This is a genomic window from Paenibacillus sp. FSL H7-0703 (genome assembly GCF_038003485.1).
In the GTDB taxonomy this organism is placed as follows: domain Bacteria; phylum Bacillota; class Bacilli; order Paenibacillales; family Paenibacillaceae; genus Paenibacillus; species Paenibacillus polymyxa_B.
Map to the genome: position 1 here is coordinate 2,407,250 of NZ_JBBOPF010000001.1, position 16,189 is coordinate 2,423,438.

A 16,189-nucleotide genomic window follows, 5' to 3' on the forward strand; every position below is an offset into this window, starting at 1 on the left:
GGTCATTCGGCAAGAGGTATTTGTATCTGCTTAGCGTTGATCGGTTGGTTTCGATTTGTCCGCCTTGCTCATATATTCGTCGTATCGGTCATCAAGTTCCCGTGCCATACTCCGGTATTTACGCGTCTCCTCAACAATGGGATCGATATGAGTCTGAACCCGCACCTCATATTTAGGACTGAGTCTTTCCCGCTTCTGGGCCTCATTCTCACGAATTTCGCCTTCCGTCAGCAGTTCACTGAGCTGGCGTTCCAATTCTTCGGATTGGCTCATCGCGATTTCCTCCTTCATGATGATGTTCTACGTAGAATTATAACCCGGTTGCGTCTGCTTCTTTCAGCACTTGAATAAGTTGAGAATGAATAGCTGTATTCGTCGCTGCAATATGCCGTACACTCAGGTCATAAGGTCTGCCCAATGTATCGGTAATGGTGCCGCCTGATTCCTGTACCAGCAAAGCGCCCGCTGCCACATCCCACGCATTCAAACCAATTTCGCAATAGGCCGACAGCCGTCCTGATGCTACATAAGCCAGATGCAATGCTGCCGAGCCCAGCGCCCGAATGCCGCGTACCTGAGGTGTAAGAACCTGCGTAATTTTCATATTTAGCGGTTGTGCATACGTACGATCCGGCGGGAAGCCGATGCACACCAGACTATCTCCCAGTGTTTCTTCTCTCGATGCTTGCATGCGATTGCCATGTACATAAGCGCCTTTTCCTTTTTCCGCTACAAACATTTCATCACGGGACGGATCATAGATAACCCCGACAATCACCTCTCCACGATGGGCCAATGCAATAGATACACTGTAAAAGGGCAGACTGTGCACAAAATTGGTAGTCCCGTCTACTGGATCAATAATCCATAGATATTCCTCTTCACGGGCAACCTCTAATGCGCGGGCCGAAGCTTCGGCTCCCGGCTCTACACCCTCTTCACCCAAAATAGCATGATCGGGAAAATGGGTCAGAATCAGTCTGCGAATCATCTGCTCTGCACCTTTATCTACCTCGGTCACTAGATCCGTAGGAGACTGTTTGGTATTCAAATGTTCAACAGTTCCCAGCCTGCTTTTAATCCATTCCCCGGCTTTGGATGCCGCGTTAATAGCCACGGCAGTATAGCTTTTTCCTGATACGATATAGGGAACCTTTTCGTTTTCATTTTCGTTCAACGTGTTCACTCTACTTTCTATATCATTGTTACGTGGTTTACGAAGCTGCTCTACAACACAGTCTCTTAACCATCTCTGTTTCAGTACAAGTTTGCTAGTTTACACATTCTAGTATACACAATAAGCTGCATAAAGTTTCTCTAAATGGGAGCTTTATCCGCAAAATGCTACTTTCTAAGGCATAATTTCTACGGAAGCTCCATCCAGCACTTTAACCCCATTAGCTTCCTGAAGGCGCAGTTCATTCATCAACCCGAATAACGCTTCATCCTTAAGTTTGGCTTCAAGCATGACATCAATCCGATCCGTATATCCGGCAATATTGCGCAAAAAGGTAAGCAACGGCTCCACTAGAACACCGTCCGCATGGCCCCGAGGATCTTTTTCACTTTTGGGACTGGACGCATGGATTTTGGGCGGCAATGGATGATCCACAGAAGATCCGGCTTGGGCCAATTCCCCTTTCCAGGTATCCAAAATATCCGGCCATAGCTCCCACGGCTTCTCCCCCTCATTATTCACCCATTGATGATGAATATCGAGAACCATCGGTAACCCCGTCAATTTGCAAGCCTCCAGCGTTTCCACCGCATTGAACGTTTTATCATCATTTTCCAGCGTTAACCGTTTTCTTAACGAAAGATCCAGCGCACTAACCTGCTCTACAAAACGCTGGCCTGAGGTCACCTTATCTCCGTAAGCACCACCAATATGAATGTTGTTCTTGGCTTCGGCACCGAGTCCCATGGCCTCCAGCATCGCTTTGTGGTACTTCAGATCATTAATGGAGCTCTGCAACACCTCAGGACGGGGGGTGCTTAACACTGTAAAATGATCGGGGTGAAACGATACCCTCATCCTATTCGTCTTGACATAGTTCCCAACCTCTGCAAAGTCAGCAGCAAGCGCCTGAAAAGGGTCCCAATCCCGCAGATCCTGATGGGTCGCTAGCGGAATCAGCTTGGATGAGAAACGATAGACCTGGATATCACTCGCGCGATTATGGCGCAGCAGCCTCAAAGTATTATGGAGATTTTCGGCTGCTATCCGTTCTAGCTTGCGGATTGCAGCTTCTCGGTCTCCAATCTTGTTAAAGCTGCTCAATGTCATGGTTTTAGAGGGGGATGCATTTTGAATGGTAACCGACATGGCTACATAACCGAACCTTACGATCATAGGGTGTCTTCCTTTCAGCAGTCGCAGTAGATGGTAAGGCCGCTTTCGTTCTGTGACCTAAAACCCTTTTCTACTGATCATACCCGGAAAAGCACCTGCTGATTCGGTGTTATCGCACAAATCGCAAGAAGAAAACAGCTAGGATTGCTGCTGTGCTCCAAAAAACATTTCATCCGCCAATGCGGTCTGAATTCTTGATTCCTCTTCATTCAGCTTACGAATGAGGATCATCTCAACTTCGGTCACTTCATCGCCCTGGAAATTAATTTCGGCGATACAGCCCACAATCTGCACAATGGCTACTGCCACGTTGTCCACGCTGTAAGCGATGACCTTCTGGCCTGTCGGAAACACGCGCAGCCCGGATTTAACCATTTTGCCACGTCCGTATTCCAGGAGTTCGTAAAGTTCTTGCTCGCTCTTGAATTTGCACACTGAGTTAAATTCAGTTTGAAATCCCATGTGTAGCCGCCACCTTTCATCATTAAGGGTTTAGTGTAGTGCTCAAAGATATGCCATATATATGAACAAAAAGGAGAGTGATCAGCTCCCCTTTGTTTCGTTTATGAGTTCTCGTAGTGCAGTGCCGACCTGCGCTCATAACGCTCCAATGCAAGAGCAATCATGCGATCCAGCAGACTTGCATAGGATACGCCAGTTTCTCTCCACAGCAATGGATACATACTGAACGGTGTAAAGCCAGGCATCGTATTCACTTCATTAATAAGGATATGTCCGTCCGAGCGTCTGACGAAGAAATCGGCACGGGAAATCCCGCAGCCTTCCAGAGCACGGAATGCTTGCAATGCGGCTTCACGAATACGATCTGCCACTTCCTCATCCAACGGTGCCGGAATAAGCATTTCCGATTGGCCATCCGTATATTTGGCAGCGTAATCGTAATAATCACTCGACGATACAATTTCACCCGGTACCGAGGCAATCGGCTCATCATTGCCCAGTACACTGACCTCAATCTCACGGGCATCGACGTACTCCTCGACAATCACCTTTAGGTCAAATTGCAAAGCCAGATCTACAGCCTTTTCCAGCTCTTCTCGGTTACTGGCTTTGGAAATACCGACACTTGATCCCAGATTGGCCGGTTTGACAAAGCAAGGATAACCTAGCTCGGTTTCCATGTTGCGTACCAGATCATGACTGGTTTGGGCCCACTGTGTACTATTAAAATAACAGTATTTCACTTGCGGCAATCCTGCATGCTCAAACAGCTTCTTCATGACGCCTTTATCCATACCTGCTGCCGAAGCCAGCACTCCCGCACCGACATAAGGCATATCCGCCATTTCGAACAGACCCTGAATCGTTCCGTCCTCGCCAAAGGTGCCGTGCAGCAACGGAAACAGTACATCCAGCGTCTGCTCTCCGTACAGCTTGCCGAACAATGTATCTAATGCCGCCTTGGTGCCGCCCTCTGCGCGTTCCAGCTTCAATTGCTCTACAGAAGCCAGAGGAGCGCTTAATAGCGCCCCTCTACGCCAATCGCCAGCCTTCGTAATATAAAAAGGAATAATCTCGTATTTCTCATAGTTAAAAGCGTTCATTACCGCATACGCCGTTTGCAGCGAAACCTCATGTTCGCCCGATTTGCCTCCGTACACTAGCCCTACGGTCAATTTTTGATTTGCCATGCCTATCCTCCGCTTTCCTGCTTTCGTCATTGTGACTGATTTGCATCACTGTACCTGTTATCCACCATCTCATTTAAAAATAGTCGGCGATGTGATAAAAGCGATATACCGTGTTGTCCGTCCACGCATACGAATTTTTATAGTCCCAATAACGATGTCTGGAGCTTACCGTATGTGCATTGACTAGCGGCATGCCGCCCGCATCAAAGGCCGTGACCACCGTGCTGTGCTGGAAGGTTCCGTCACCATCCCAATCGTAAAAAATGACGTCCCCCAACATGAGCTGCTCTGGGCGACTCACCTGCTCAGCGGTCAACCCCCATGAGCTGGAGCCCAAATACCGCTCCAGACTGTTGGAAACTGCCCAACTGTAGCTCCACAGCTCATTTCCGGCGACCCGTCCTTTATACCACCAGCCCGATTCTCTTTTACCAGTATAGTGGATCGGTGCTCCCCCTGCAAAGAGGCATTGCGAGATATAATTGGTGCAATCCACATCAAAACCTTCAAACTCCGGATTGGAGCTATCCCACCACTGATCTGCATAGGCCGCTGCTTCTTCGCGGCGATATCGGCTGGGACGTGCTGATGAGCCGAAGCCCAGCACACCGCGATTCAGCAGCGGCAGATTTCCTCCTTGATTAAACGAAGCCTGTTCAAAAGGAACCTCTCCCCCCGCTGGCTTCCTTTCTGCCGGATCGCGCTCAATTCTCGCTACCTGCCAGGCTTCACCCTCGCGTGTGAACGTCAGACGCTCCCGTTCGATCCGATCCTCCCGGTGAGTCATCCCACCCTTCTCATAAAAGAGTCGGACATGCAGTTGTACATCTACCACAGCCTCATCCGGGGTATCCTGCACCATTCGTAGCGGCTTGGCGCGTGTCTCGCTGCGTAGGGGAACAGCATCCCGTTCGTTGTACCACTGCTCCAATCTGGCCGCACGAGCTGCTCGTTCCATCCGCTGACCCACCTCCAGATACTCATCCGGCTGCGGTACACCATTCACTTCACTGCGATTATATTGATTCACGTAAGCAAAAAGGGCCTGTTTCCATTCCCGCTCCCCCATCCCAATCCCTCCATATTCGTCCCGCTATCCTTTTCCGGGGATAACCGGAATGATGAATAACTTCCTTTCTTGCCTCTCTGGTCTGAAATGCTCTCTATCTATAAGTATGAATCTCTAAAGCTTGGTATGAACATCGAAACGCGAGGGAGCGGAACGTTTTATTTTCCAATCTGCAACGCATCATTTAGGCCAAAAAAACTTTACGGAACCGTCTGAAAACGGTATACTTAATCCAAAAGCAATCATTTTGAAATCATGTTTCATCTAATGAAACAAATTACATTCATCTTAACCTCTAACACGCAATAAACTACTGAAGATGTAATTGAGAACGCAACCAATTTAAACCAACTGTGAAAGACGTCGAAAAAACGACATCCCTATTTTCCCCAAGCATCCACTTCAAGGAGGTAATACTTATGTCAGGAAAAGATCAATTCTCCATCGCCCGTAGTCTGGAAGTTAACGGGAAGCCTTATCGCTACTACAGTCTTAAGGCACTGGAGGAACAAGGAAAAAGCGGTATCGCCAAGCTGCCTTTCTCCATTAAAGTATTGCTGGAAGCCGCGGTTCGACAGTTTGACGGTCGCGCCATTACGGAAGAACATGTGCAACAGCTGACAGGCTGGGCTGAGGATCGGGATACCAACAAGGAGATTCCGTTCATTCCTGCACGCATCGTGCTACAGGATTTTACCGGTGTCCCGGTGGTTGTCGATTTGGCAGCTATGCGTGATACGGTGAAAAAAGCAGGCGGGGACCCGAAGCAAATCAATCCGCTCGTTCCCGTCGATCTCGTTATCGATCACTCGGTCATGGTCGATGCTTTTGGTACCAGTGATGCGCTGGATTACAATATTAATGTAGAGTTTGAACGCAACGAAGAGCGGTACCGTTTTCTGCGTTGGGCGCAAACGGCGTTCAACAACTTCCGGGCCGTTCCGCCATCCACCGGTATCGTCCATCAGGTCAATCTGGAGTATCTCGCCTCCGTTGCCGCTACCAAAACCATTGACGGTGAAACGGTCGTCTTTCCAGATTCCCTCGTAGGAACAGACTCCCATACCACGATGATTAACGGGCTGGGTGTTGTAGGCTGGGGTGTCGGCGGGATTGAGGCAGAGGCGGGTATGCTGGGGCAGCCGCTGTATTTTGTCACTCCCGATGTGATTGGCTTCAAACTGACAGGTAGCCTGTCGGAAGGCTCCACCGCCACCGATCTGGCGCTCACTGTTACACAAATGCTGCGTAAAAAAGGCGTAGTCGGCAAATTCGTGGAATTTTACGGGCCTGGTCTGGCTAACATCAGTTTGGCTGACCGTGCGACAGTTGCCAACATGGCACCGGAATACGGCGCAACGATTGGCTTCTTCCCGGTCGATGCGGAAACGCTGGCCTACCTGCGCAGCACCGGACGTTCCGATGAGCAAGTAAGCCTCGTAGAGGAATATTACAAAGCCCAAGGCATGTTCCGCACATCCGATACACCGGACCCTGTGTTCAGTGATACCATTGAGCTGGATCTGGCTTCGGTTGTACCGAGTCTCGCCGGACCCAAACGTCCGCAGGACCGTGTTGAGCTTAGCCGCATGAAAGAAACGTTCGAAGGCATTATCCGTACCCCGGTGGACAAGGGCGGCTATGGACTGAGCGATGAAAAAATCGCACAGAAGATTCCGCTGACCCATCCGGACGGCTCCACCAGCGAGTTGGGTACAGGAGCAGTCGTTATTGCGGCTATCACAAGCTGCACGAATACATCCAATCCAAGCGTTATGCTCGGTGCGGGCTTGCTGGCCAAAAAAGCAGTGCAGCGTGGGCTCAAAAAGCCAGGCTATGTTAAAACAAGCTTGACACCGGGCTCCCTCGTCGTGACGGAATACCTGCAAAAAGCCGGATTAATCGGACCGCTCGAAGCCCTCGGCTTCCATGTAGCAGGCTACGGCTGCGCAACCTGTATCGGTAACTCCGGCCCACTTCCTGACGAAGTGAGTCAAGCCATCACAGACAATGATTTGACGGTTAGCGCAGTTATTTCCGGCAACCGGAACTTTGAAGGCCGTGTGCATGCACAGGTCAAAGCCAACTATCTCGGCTCACCGCCACTGGTTGTCGCTTATGCGCTGGCAGGCACGGTGAACATTGATTTGGTGAATGATCCTCTCGGTTACGATCAGGACAATCAGCCTGTCTACCTGAAAGATATCTGGCCAACCTCCGAGGAGATCAAGGAAGCCATCAGCCTGTCTCTCAGCCCGGATATGTTCCGTCGTAAATATGAAAATGTATTTACTGCCAACGAAAAATGGAACTCCATTCCGGTTCCTGAAGGCGAACTGTATGAATGGGATGAAAAATCAACTTATATTCAAAATCCACCATTCTTTGAAAAACTTCAGGATGGCGTGCAGGATATCAAGGAAATCCGTAATGCCCGTGTGCTTGCCCTGTTGAATGATTCGGTCACAACGGACCATATCTCACCAGCAGGCAACATTGCCCCTTCCAGCCCGGCAGGACTGTACTTGAAGGAACATGGCGTGGAACGCAAGGACTTCAACTCCTACGGCTCCCGTCGCGGTAACCACGAGGTCATGATGCGCGGTACATTCGCCAACATCCGTATCCGCAACAATGTGGCTCCAGGTACTGAAGGCGGCGTGACCAAATACTTGCCAACGGATGAGGAAATGTCCATCTATGATGCATCCATGAAATATAAGGCAGCCGATCAGAACCTGATCGTCATTGCTGGTAAGGAATACGGCACAGGCAGTTCCCGTGACTGGGCGGCCAAAGGTACGCTTTTGCTGGGCGTTAAAGCCGTCATTGCCGAAAGCTTCGAGCGGATTCACCGCAGTAACCTGGTCGGCATGGGTGTACTGCCTCTGCAATTCCAGGAGGGCTATGGCTGGTCCAGCCTGGGTCTGAACGGTCGTGAAACGTTTGACATTCTTGGCATCGACAATGACGTGAAGCCAGGTCAAGAGCTTACAGTGGTGGCTAAACGCGAGGATGGCACAAAGTTTGAATTCCCGGTAATTGCCCGTCTAGACAGCACCGTCGATATCGACTACTACCACAACGGTGGTATTCTACAAACCGTATTGCGTCAGATGATCGAAAGCTAAGTTTATGAACTTCATATGTGAAGAACCCCCGTTTTGCAGATAAAGCTGCAATCGGGGGTATTTTTTTATTTATATAAACCGAACTTAAGAGTTACCTATAGCGCCACTGCGCAGTCGGATGGTGCTTCCCATCGCCACCGCCCCCGGATTTCTTGAATAAGCCCCTAATCCAGGGTAGAAATCCGGGGACAAAAGCGACCGCTTCGCTTGTACAGCACCATTCCGCCTACTCCGTTTTGATGTTCATTTTTCAAGTTCATCTTATTTATATAAAACAAAAAAAGTCGATCCCTCAGGACCGACTTCTAGCCACGTTCTCTTATAACCTTACCTTCGCACGCGAGCTACTTCGAAATATCCAGAAAGCCCTCTCCAAACACGTCCCGCACGTCATGAATGGTAATGAATGCTGCTGTGTCGATGGCTTTCACTATCTTTTTAAGCGCTGACACCTCTTGTTTACTAATGACGATATACAGCACTTCTTTTGGATTTTTAGTGTAATATCCGTGGCCTGACAGGACGGTAACTCCACGATCCATTTTTGTGATAACCATCTCGGCAATTTTATCTTGGTGCTCCGAAATGATCATGACCGCTTTTTTCGGGTTCAGTCCTTCGATCATGAAGTCCATCACCTTTGTACCAACGTACAAAATAACGATAGTTAGCATCAATTTTTCCGGACCAATAATAAAATAGGAAGAGAATGCGACAATCAAATCAAAAAACAGCAAGCCATAGCTGATATTCCAATCCAGATACTTGTTGGCAATCCGGGCTAAAATGACCGTTCCCGCCGTAGTGCCACCTACCCGTACGATTAAGCCAATGCCGACCCCCACCAAAACTCCGGCAAATACAGCATTAATCGTCGGCTCATGCGAATCAATCCGCCAGTTGACCGTTAAATGTAAAAACAGCGAGTTAAAAGCGACCGCAATTATAGTGTACAGGGTCGTTCTCTTGTCCAAAAATTTATATCCGACAATCAACAGCAAGCCATTGATCACCAGATTGACGATCGAGGGAGACCACTGAAACAGGTAGTACAAAATGATCGTAACCCCTGTAACGCCCCCCTCGCCAAACTCATTCGGGATCACAAACAGATTAACAGCTAGCGCGAAAAAAAACGCACCCAGAATAATAAATGCGATATCTGCAATACTTTTTTTCATATATGCTCTAATCCTTTCTATAACATTTCAAAGGATGAATCGCCAGATGGATTGGCTGACTCTTGTTGCCAAAATACGCTGACAACCAGTTCATGGTATCTACTACCAAACATAAAGTCAATACAACTTTGACACTTTAATTCGCCACCAGACTGCCTCAATCCTGACTTGGATTCCGCAAAATTCTCCTTTTACAAGGTTATTCGACAAAAAAACACAATCCCGACTACTAAACTAAGAAAACGGGCCTCTAGCCCTTGTTTTAGACCTAGGCACATTTTCCTCTAAAACGACCATCCTCCTAATCGACATTTTGGACACATATGACCATCTTCCTGTTTTATGTCAAAAGCGTTTTACTTTGAAAAAATGTGGGTATAATGATTGAAACATTACCAAGCAACCTACATAGCATTACGACATCAAGTACATACAAATAGTCCTATACAGACGTTCTAAGCAACTCAATCTGAATTTGACAATATGGAATTGGAGGAATGACCTACATGAATACAATGAACTTAACCGTCCACACCCTGATGCCCTTTCACCACCAATACCAACGTGCCAACGCGGTGAGTATGCAGAAGAAAGAAGATAGCTCGGAAAAGAAGCTCAGCTTTCAGGACATTTTAAATGAAAAAATGGGTAAAAAATAAGGCGCCGTTTATCCGGTTGCATGATCCGCTTTACATAAGCTAAAAAGCCGTAGTTTCCTACATCGACTGTAGAGAACCACGGCTTTTTTAATTCATTTGTTCCTAAACTCACACGTTCGTCTTACTGACCTCCATCCCGATACTGCTCTGCCTTCTCACGCATCCCGGCAGCTACTGCTTCTTGAGTGTTCAGCCCCTTATCCGCTGCATAGGCGCGAATGTCCTGCGTGATGCGCATACTACAAAATTTGGGACCACACATCGAGCAAAAATGTGCTTCCTTGGCGCCCTCTGCCGGTAGCGTTTCATCATGGTAAGACAAGGCCCGCTCGGGATCAAGCGACAGATTGAACTGATCCCGCCACCGGAACTCAAAGCGTGCCTTGGACAAAGCATCATCCCGCTGCTGCGCCCGTGGATGACCCTTCGCCAGATCGGCAGCATGTGCCGCAATTTTGTAGGTAATGACACCCTCGCGGACATCATCCTTATTGGGCAGACCCAAATGCTCCTTAGGCGTAACATAACACAGCATGGACGTCCCAAACCAACCGATCATCGCCGCCCCGATGGCTGAGGTAATATGATCATATCCGGGGGCAATATCCGTCGTGAGCGGTCCCAAGGTATAGAAAGGAGCTTCCTTACAAATCTCCATTTGTAAATCCACATTCTTTTTGATTTTATGCATAGGGACATGTCCCGGCCCTTCAATCATGACCTGAACATCATGCTTCCATGCGATTTGCGTTAGCTCGCCCAACGTTTCCAGCTCTGCAAACTGTGCTTCATCATTCGCATCATAGATACTACCTGGACGTAGACCATCCCCGAGAGAAAAGGCCACATCATAGGCTTTCATAATTTCGCAAATTTCTTCAAAATGTGTATACAAAAAATTCTCCTGATGGTGCGCAAGGCACCAGGCTGCCATGATTGACCCGCCCCGGGATACAATTCCCGTCATTCTATTCGCCGTCATCGGAATATACCGCAGCAATACACCTGCATGAATTGTAAAATAGTCCACTCCCTGCTCCGCCTGCTCAATCAGCGTATCGCGATACAGCTCCCACGTCAGCGCCTCTGCTTCACCGTTCACCTTTTCAAGTGCCTGATACAGCGGCACAGTCCCAATCGGTACAGGAGAATTCCGAATGATCCATTCACGTGTTGTATGGATATTACGGCCTGTGGACAGGTCCATAACCGTATCCGAGCCCCAACGCACAGCCCAAGTCATTTTCTCCACTTCCTCCTCGATGGAGGAGGTAACCGCAGAATTACCAATGTTCGCATTGATCTTTACGTGAAAATGACGCCCAATGACCATTGGCTCGCTTTCCGGGTGATTGATATTCGAAGGCAAAATGGCTCGTCCAGCCGCCAATTCCTGCCGTACAAACTCAGGCTCGACCCCTTCGCGGATCGCCGCAAATTCCATTTCGGGCGTAATGATCCCTCGCCGTGCATAATGCATTTGCGTCACTGTACGCCCTTGCGAAGCACGAAGCGGACGGTTGGTCACGCCGGGAAATTCCACTGTCTCCCGTTTGGAGCCAGGTTTCAGTCCATTATCCTCCGGCTTGACGGCGCGTCCCTCGTAAGCCTCCACATCGCCCCGTTCCAGTGCCCAAGCTCGCCGTAATGGAGGCAGGCCCTGACGGATATCGACCTGATAGGCTTGGTCGGTCATGGGACCGCTTGTATCATATACACGCAATGGCTCATGATGCTCCGTGCCCTGCGGCGTATGTGTAGAATGAAGAGCAATTTCGCGCTCTGGCACGGCAATGTCCGGCCGTGAGCCTTGAATATATACCTTACGGCTCCCTGGAAAGGGCGTTACCCCACTGGCTTGCTCCCTGTTTGTCTTCTCTACCTCAACTTCTTTTGTTCCTACCAATCTTACTTCTGCTGATTTCAATTCTGTTCCTTTTGTTCCTTCTGCTTCTGTCGGCTTCATTGTCCATTCCTCCCGTTTCGATGAAATGACACACCGATCCGGAACCATTCCCAGGGTGGCGCTGATCTATGCAAAAAAGCCGGTTCCCCAGGGAACCGGCTAATCTAACGAGGCAGCTATCCAGACAGTACGCATATGGAATAATCCATTCCAATGCGCCACTGAAGACAGCAGCCGCGTATACATTTCAATGGCCGATTACTTCCCTACGCTGGTATGATCCAGATCAGGTGCAAAGGGTCCGGAATCTTGCACGATTCCATCTCAGCCCGGCATTACAGGCTCCCCCAGTAACTGTGATACTTCTATTCACATGAGGCGGATATAACAGACATCCCGCCTTCCTTACCAGACTACTTCAAATTTATGGCTTTGGCAACCCTTTTAGGTTCCCTTTACCAAGGAGACGTTCCCCATCAAATCACTCTGCTTGCTTCAACTGTGTTCATTCTTGTTACGGGAGCATAAGCCCCATTTCCTTCGCCGCTTCGATCAAAATCGGAGCAAAGTCATGTAGCGTCTCGGGTGCAAGTCGACTGACCGGGCCAGATACAGATAAAGCCGCAGTGACCTGTCCCTTCCGGTTCACAATTGGCGCTGCCACAGCAGCAGCCCCTGGTTCCCGTTCTTCATAGCTGGTCGCATAGCCTTTCTCGCGAATGTCCTGCAGCTGGGCTTTATAGACCTCCGGGTCTACTGAGGGCGGCCATTCATCCCCGCTTAGCAGGGCTTCCAGCTCCTGCGGCGGCATAAAGGCCGCCAGCACCTTGCTGGAGGCCCCTACAGCCAGCGGCATACGCGCACCTACAGGCGCGACCCTGCGGATCGCCTGATTGCTCTGCACGGCTTGTATGCGAATACGCATGCTGCCGTCCCGTAAGTACAAGCTGACCGTCTCACCCAGACGGTCACGTAGTCCTTCCATTGCAGGTTGTAACAGCACCGCCGGCTCGTCACTTTGGGACAAATGCGTGGATAGCTCCCAAATGCGGAAGCCCAGTCGATATTTTTCCGTTTCGGCATTCCGAACGACAAAGCCCCGATCCTCCAACGTAGTCAGCAGCCGATGAACCGTGCTTTTATGTAGACCAATTTTGGAGGCAATCTCCGTCAGGCCAAGATCCGAATTTGCGGTAAAACACAGCAGTATATCAAGTGCACGCTCTACAGCGCGAACGGTTAATTTACGGTCTTCCATCGTGAACCGCTCCTCTTGTATCCATATTCGTTTCACACTATGAAACATGGTTACATAAATTATATAGAATAGTCGCGGCTACTGTAAACCGATGTTTTTGTGACAACCATATTACAGAACGAGAACAAACATCGACAATTCTTTGCATCATTTTTACTTTTCCGGTTCAGGCGTTGACTTTGGATAATCCCCATCATACGATAATAGGTATCTATACGGACCTACACTACTATTTTCAAGTGGAATTATACCTAAATTCTATGAAACGAAGATCAATTTTATATAAGGAGGCTCTTACATGATTTCGACATCCCAGCGCAACGCTCAGCTACAGACCGCTGTTCAGGAGCCGTCCACCCCACTCTTTAATCCCCGTCTGCTGCGGTTCAAGCACGTTGTGATTGCTCTGCTGCTGTCGGTCGTCTTTTTTCTGTTGTTTTGTTTTATTGCCTTGCATGCTTACATCGCATGGGTACTTACGAATCCCACCGTTGCACCACTGTACTCTAATCCGATGCAGGCCAAAAACATGCCTTATGAGGAAGTCAGCTTCCCTGCCAAGGATGGTAGCCGCATCGTACAAGGCTGGTATATCCCGGCGGATCAATCGCGGAAAACGATTATTTTCAGTCATGGCTATGGGGCTAACCGCGAAGAAAGCTGGATTCCCATGTATGATCTGGCGCATTATGCCCACAGTTTGAACTTTAATGTGGTCATGTTCGATTATGGATTTGCGTCACAAAACAGCAAAGCAGTCGCAACCGGAGGCAAAGCAGAATCCCAACAGCTCCTCGGAGCAATTCAGCTTGCGAAGCAACGCGGCTCGTCGGAGATTATCGTATGGGGCTTCTCCATGGGGGCAGGAACCGCTCTTCAGGCGGGCTTGCAAACCAAGGATGTGGACGCAATGATTTTGGACAGCACCTTCCTGCTGGAGCCGGATACGCTGTACCATAACATTCACAATCAAATTAATCTGCCAAGACATCCGTCTTTGGAAATTCTGGAGTTGCTGTTTCCAGTCTTGAACGGCACCAGCTTGCATCAGATTCCATATCAGGAGGTTAAAAAGGAAAACTATCCGTTCCCGATCATGTTTGTGCATGGTACACAGGATGAAAAAGCTCCTTATCCTATTGCGGAAAAGCTCGCTGCCAATCAAACCAACCCGCTTTCCAGTGTATGGATTGTCAAAAACGGGATACATGAGCTTATTTTCAGAGAGCACCCTCGTGAATATTTGCGACGGGTATCGACGTTTCTAAGCAGTGTACAGGAGCTGGAGGACAAGAAAACCATCGCTGATGCCCACAAACAAACGACTACGAAGTAAAGAATTATTTTTCGAAGAACTGTATTCTATTCTTCCCCTTGAAGAAGCCTGTCTATGGACACTTAACCCGTGCCGTAGCTGGGCTTCTTTTTCGTTTTCCATGGGTATTTATTGTTTTACGTAACAGATGTGACCGGATTAAGGGAGTTCATAGACATATTCCTGATGAGACAGCGAATATACTGGGTACGTATGCATCCAGGGCAGATCTGCCAGATCGGCCGGATAGCCATAGTAGGATACGGGAGGTAAAAAAACGATGCTGAGTACTTATGGGTCTTTTCTGCCCTTACGTGTGCTGGAGGAAATTCGGCATTGGAAGCAGCAGGAAAGTTGGCATGTGGAAGTGATTAAATCCGCTACCGAGGGACTGGAGCCTACTTATGTACGGCTGCTGGATGATTGGCGGACTGTATTCGAACAGACAGAACGCACCGCCATAGAGTTGCTTGAAGAGCAACGGAGCGCGCTCGATCCGGCAGATCAGGCGTGGCATCAGGAATGGAAACAGATGTCGGCTGCTCCACAAGCACATACACACGAATTCACTGAACATTCAAAACAGTCAAGGGGATTAGACGCATCATCATCTGTAAAGATGCCATTGTCAGAGTCAGCCTCAAACTCTCAGCTTGACTCACAAGAATTAAATCGTCGACTGGACGATTTGCTGCAAACCGCAAACCGTCAGTCACAGGAGTATGTACGGCAGCTCGGGCTGCTAAGCGAGCACAGTCATGCATTGCGTCAGCAGCCAAAAGCCGCCGGAATTGTATTACACGCGGCACATGAAAGCCAATATTTCCTGATCTCGACAACCCCCTTTCAGGAACCTGGCTCCATCGCAAGGGCTGCTAGGTTGTATCATGTAGCTACAGAGGGTGAGAATTACCCAGAGGAAGCGTTTCGAGAACGGCAGGCAGGCATAAGGGGAGAAGGCGCATGGACCACTAAAGGCGTCAAGTCCAGCCAGGCGCAACCTTCGGCAACGGAAAAAACCTCAATCGGCCGGTCGGTTCCTATTGGGGGACATCGGCTACCGCCGCTCCCTTACCCCTATAATGCGCTTGAACCGTATATTGATGAGAAAACGATGCGTATTCACCATGACAAGCATCATTTGAGCTATGTGAATGACCTGAACAAAGCGGAAAAGAAACTGGAAGAAGCCCGAAAAACAGGTGATTTTGACCTCGTAAAGCATTGGGAACGAGAACTGGCATTTAACGGTGCAGGCCATTATCTGCATACTCTTTTTTGGACGATCATGAGTCCACAAGGCGGTGGAAACCCTAGCGGGCCGCTGGCTGAACAGATTAAAAAGGATTTTGGCAGCTACGATGCATTCAAAAAGCAATTCAGTTCGGCGGCCGAGAAGGTTGAGGGCGGCGGCTGGGCGATACTGGTGTGGAGTCCGCGCGCGGGACGGCTTGAAATTTTGCAAGCCGAAAAGCACCAGAATCTGACTCAGTGGGAGTCCATTCCGCTGCTGGCGATTGATGTGTGGGAACACGCATATTACTTAAAGCATCAGGCCGAACGCAACAAATATATCGAAGACTGGTGGCATGTCGTTAACTGGCCTGAAGTGGAAGCACGCTACGATCAAGCCTCCAAGCTGAGATGGCAACCCTTCTAAGCTTC

The 16,189-nt window shown here is 49.1% G+C and carries 13 protein-coding genes and 1 riboswitch; of the genes, 4 read left to right on the forward strand and 9 right to left on the reverse strand.

Going from position 1 to position 16,189, the window contains the following annotated elements; genetic code table 11:
- Positions 1-30: 30 nt before the first annotated feature.
- From MHB46_RS10465 to MHB46_RS10490, 6 genes are all read right to left on the reverse strand, one after another.
- Positions 31-273: a hypothetical protein gene (locus tag MHB46_RS10465; RefSeq protein ID WP_029515768.1), complete on the reverse strand. Its 243-nt coding sequence runs from the start codon at positions 271-273 to the stop codon at positions 31-33.
- 37 nt (positions 274-310) lie between these two features.
- Positions 311-1,177: an inositol monophosphatase family protein gene (locus MHB46_RS10470; protein WP_341162278.1), complete on the reverse strand. Its 867-nt coding sequence runs from the start codon at positions 1,175-1,177 to the stop codon at positions 311-313.
- 174 nt (positions 1,178-1,351) lie between these two features.
- On the reverse strand, positions 1,352-2,353 hold the full coding sequence (gene uvsE / locus MHB46_RS10475) for a UV DNA damage repair endonuclease UvsE (RefSeq protein WP_341162279.1): 1,002 nt from the start codon (positions 2,351-2,353) through the stop codon (positions 1,352-1,354).
- A gap of 138 nt (positions 2,354-2,491) precedes the next feature.
- Positions 2,492-2,815, reverse strand: a complete 324-nt coding sequence (locus MHB46_RS10480; RefSeq protein WP_007428793.1) for a hypothetical protein — start codon at positions 2,813-2,815, stop codon at positions 2,492-2,494.
- A gap of 101 nt (positions 2,816-2,916) precedes the next feature.
- Entirely contained in the window at positions 2,917-4,005 is a 1,089-nt protein-coding gene (locus MHB46_RS10485; RefSeq protein ID WP_039270664.1) for a D-alanine--D-alanine ligase, read from the reverse strand.
- A 73-nt stretch (positions 4,006-4,078) separates the two neighbouring features.
- The gene (locus MHB46_RS10490; RefSeq protein ID WP_341162280.1) at positions 4,079-5,074 is read right to left on the reverse strand and encodes an amidase domain-containing protein; all 996 of its coding nucleotides are present in this window, start codon (positions 5,072-5,074) and stop codon (positions 4,079-4,081) included.
- Positions 5,075-5,493: 419 nt separating this feature from the next.
- On the opposite strand from MHB46_RS10490, the gene acnA reads away from it, so the two are divergent.
- A complete protein-coding gene (acnA, locus tag MHB46_RS10495) occupies positions 5,494-8,205 on the forward strand; it encodes an aconitate hydratase AcnA (protein ID WP_341162281.1) in 2,712 nt (903 codons plus the stop codon).
- Between the two features lie 344 nt (positions 8,206-8,549).
- Here acnA and MHB46_RS10500 read toward each other — a convergent pair whose 3' ends face one another.
- Positions 8,550-9,386, reverse strand: a complete 837-nt coding sequence (locus MHB46_RS10500) for a YitT family protein (RefSeq protein WP_023987004.1) — start codon at positions 9,384-9,386, stop codon at positions 8,550-8,552.
- A gap of 506 nt (positions 9,387-9,892) precedes the next feature.
- On the opposite strand from MHB46_RS10500, the gene MHB46_RS10505 reads away from it, so the two are divergent.
- A complete protein-coding gene (locus MHB46_RS10505; protein WP_010348453.1) occupies positions 9,893-10,045 on the forward strand; it encodes a hypothetical protein in 153 nt (50 codons plus the stop codon).
- A 121-nt stretch (positions 10,046-10,166) separates the two neighbouring features.
- Here MHB46_RS10505 and thiC read toward each other — a convergent pair whose 3' ends face one another.
- The gene (gene thiC / locus MHB46_RS10510) at positions 10,167-12,011 is read right to left on the reverse strand and encodes a phosphomethylpyrimidine synthase ThiC (protein ID WP_341162282.1); all 1,845 of its coding nucleotides are present in this window, start codon (positions 12,009-12,011) and stop codon (positions 10,167-10,169) included.
- A 186-nt stretch (positions 12,012-12,197) separates the two neighbouring features.
- Positions 12,198-12,310, reverse strand: a riboswitch (TPP riboswitch).
- A 155-nt stretch (positions 12,311-12,465) separates the two neighbouring features.
- Positions 12,466-13,209: an IclR family transcriptional regulator gene (locus tag MHB46_RS10515; protein WP_061831535.1), complete on the reverse strand. Its 744-nt coding sequence runs from the start codon at positions 13,207-13,209 to the stop codon at positions 12,466-12,468.
- 298 nt (positions 13,210-13,507) lie between these two features.
- Between MHB46_RS10515 and MHB46_RS10520 the strand changes: the two genes are divergently transcribed.
- Both MHB46_RS10520 and MHB46_RS10525 read left to right on the forward strand, forming a co-directional pair.
- Positions 13,508-14,545, forward strand: coding sequence for an alpha/beta hydrolase (locus MHB46_RS10520; protein ID WP_341162283.1), 1,038 nt, complete (start codon positions 13,508-13,510; stop codon positions 14,543-14,545).
- A gap of 259 nt (positions 14,546-14,804) precedes the next feature.
- On the forward strand, positions 14,805-16,184 hold the full coding sequence (locus tag MHB46_RS10525) for a Fe-Mn family superoxide dismutase (protein ID WP_341162284.1): 1,380 nt from the start codon (positions 14,805-14,807) through the stop codon (positions 16,182-16,184).
- Positions 16,185-16,189 lie beyond the last annotated feature (5 nt).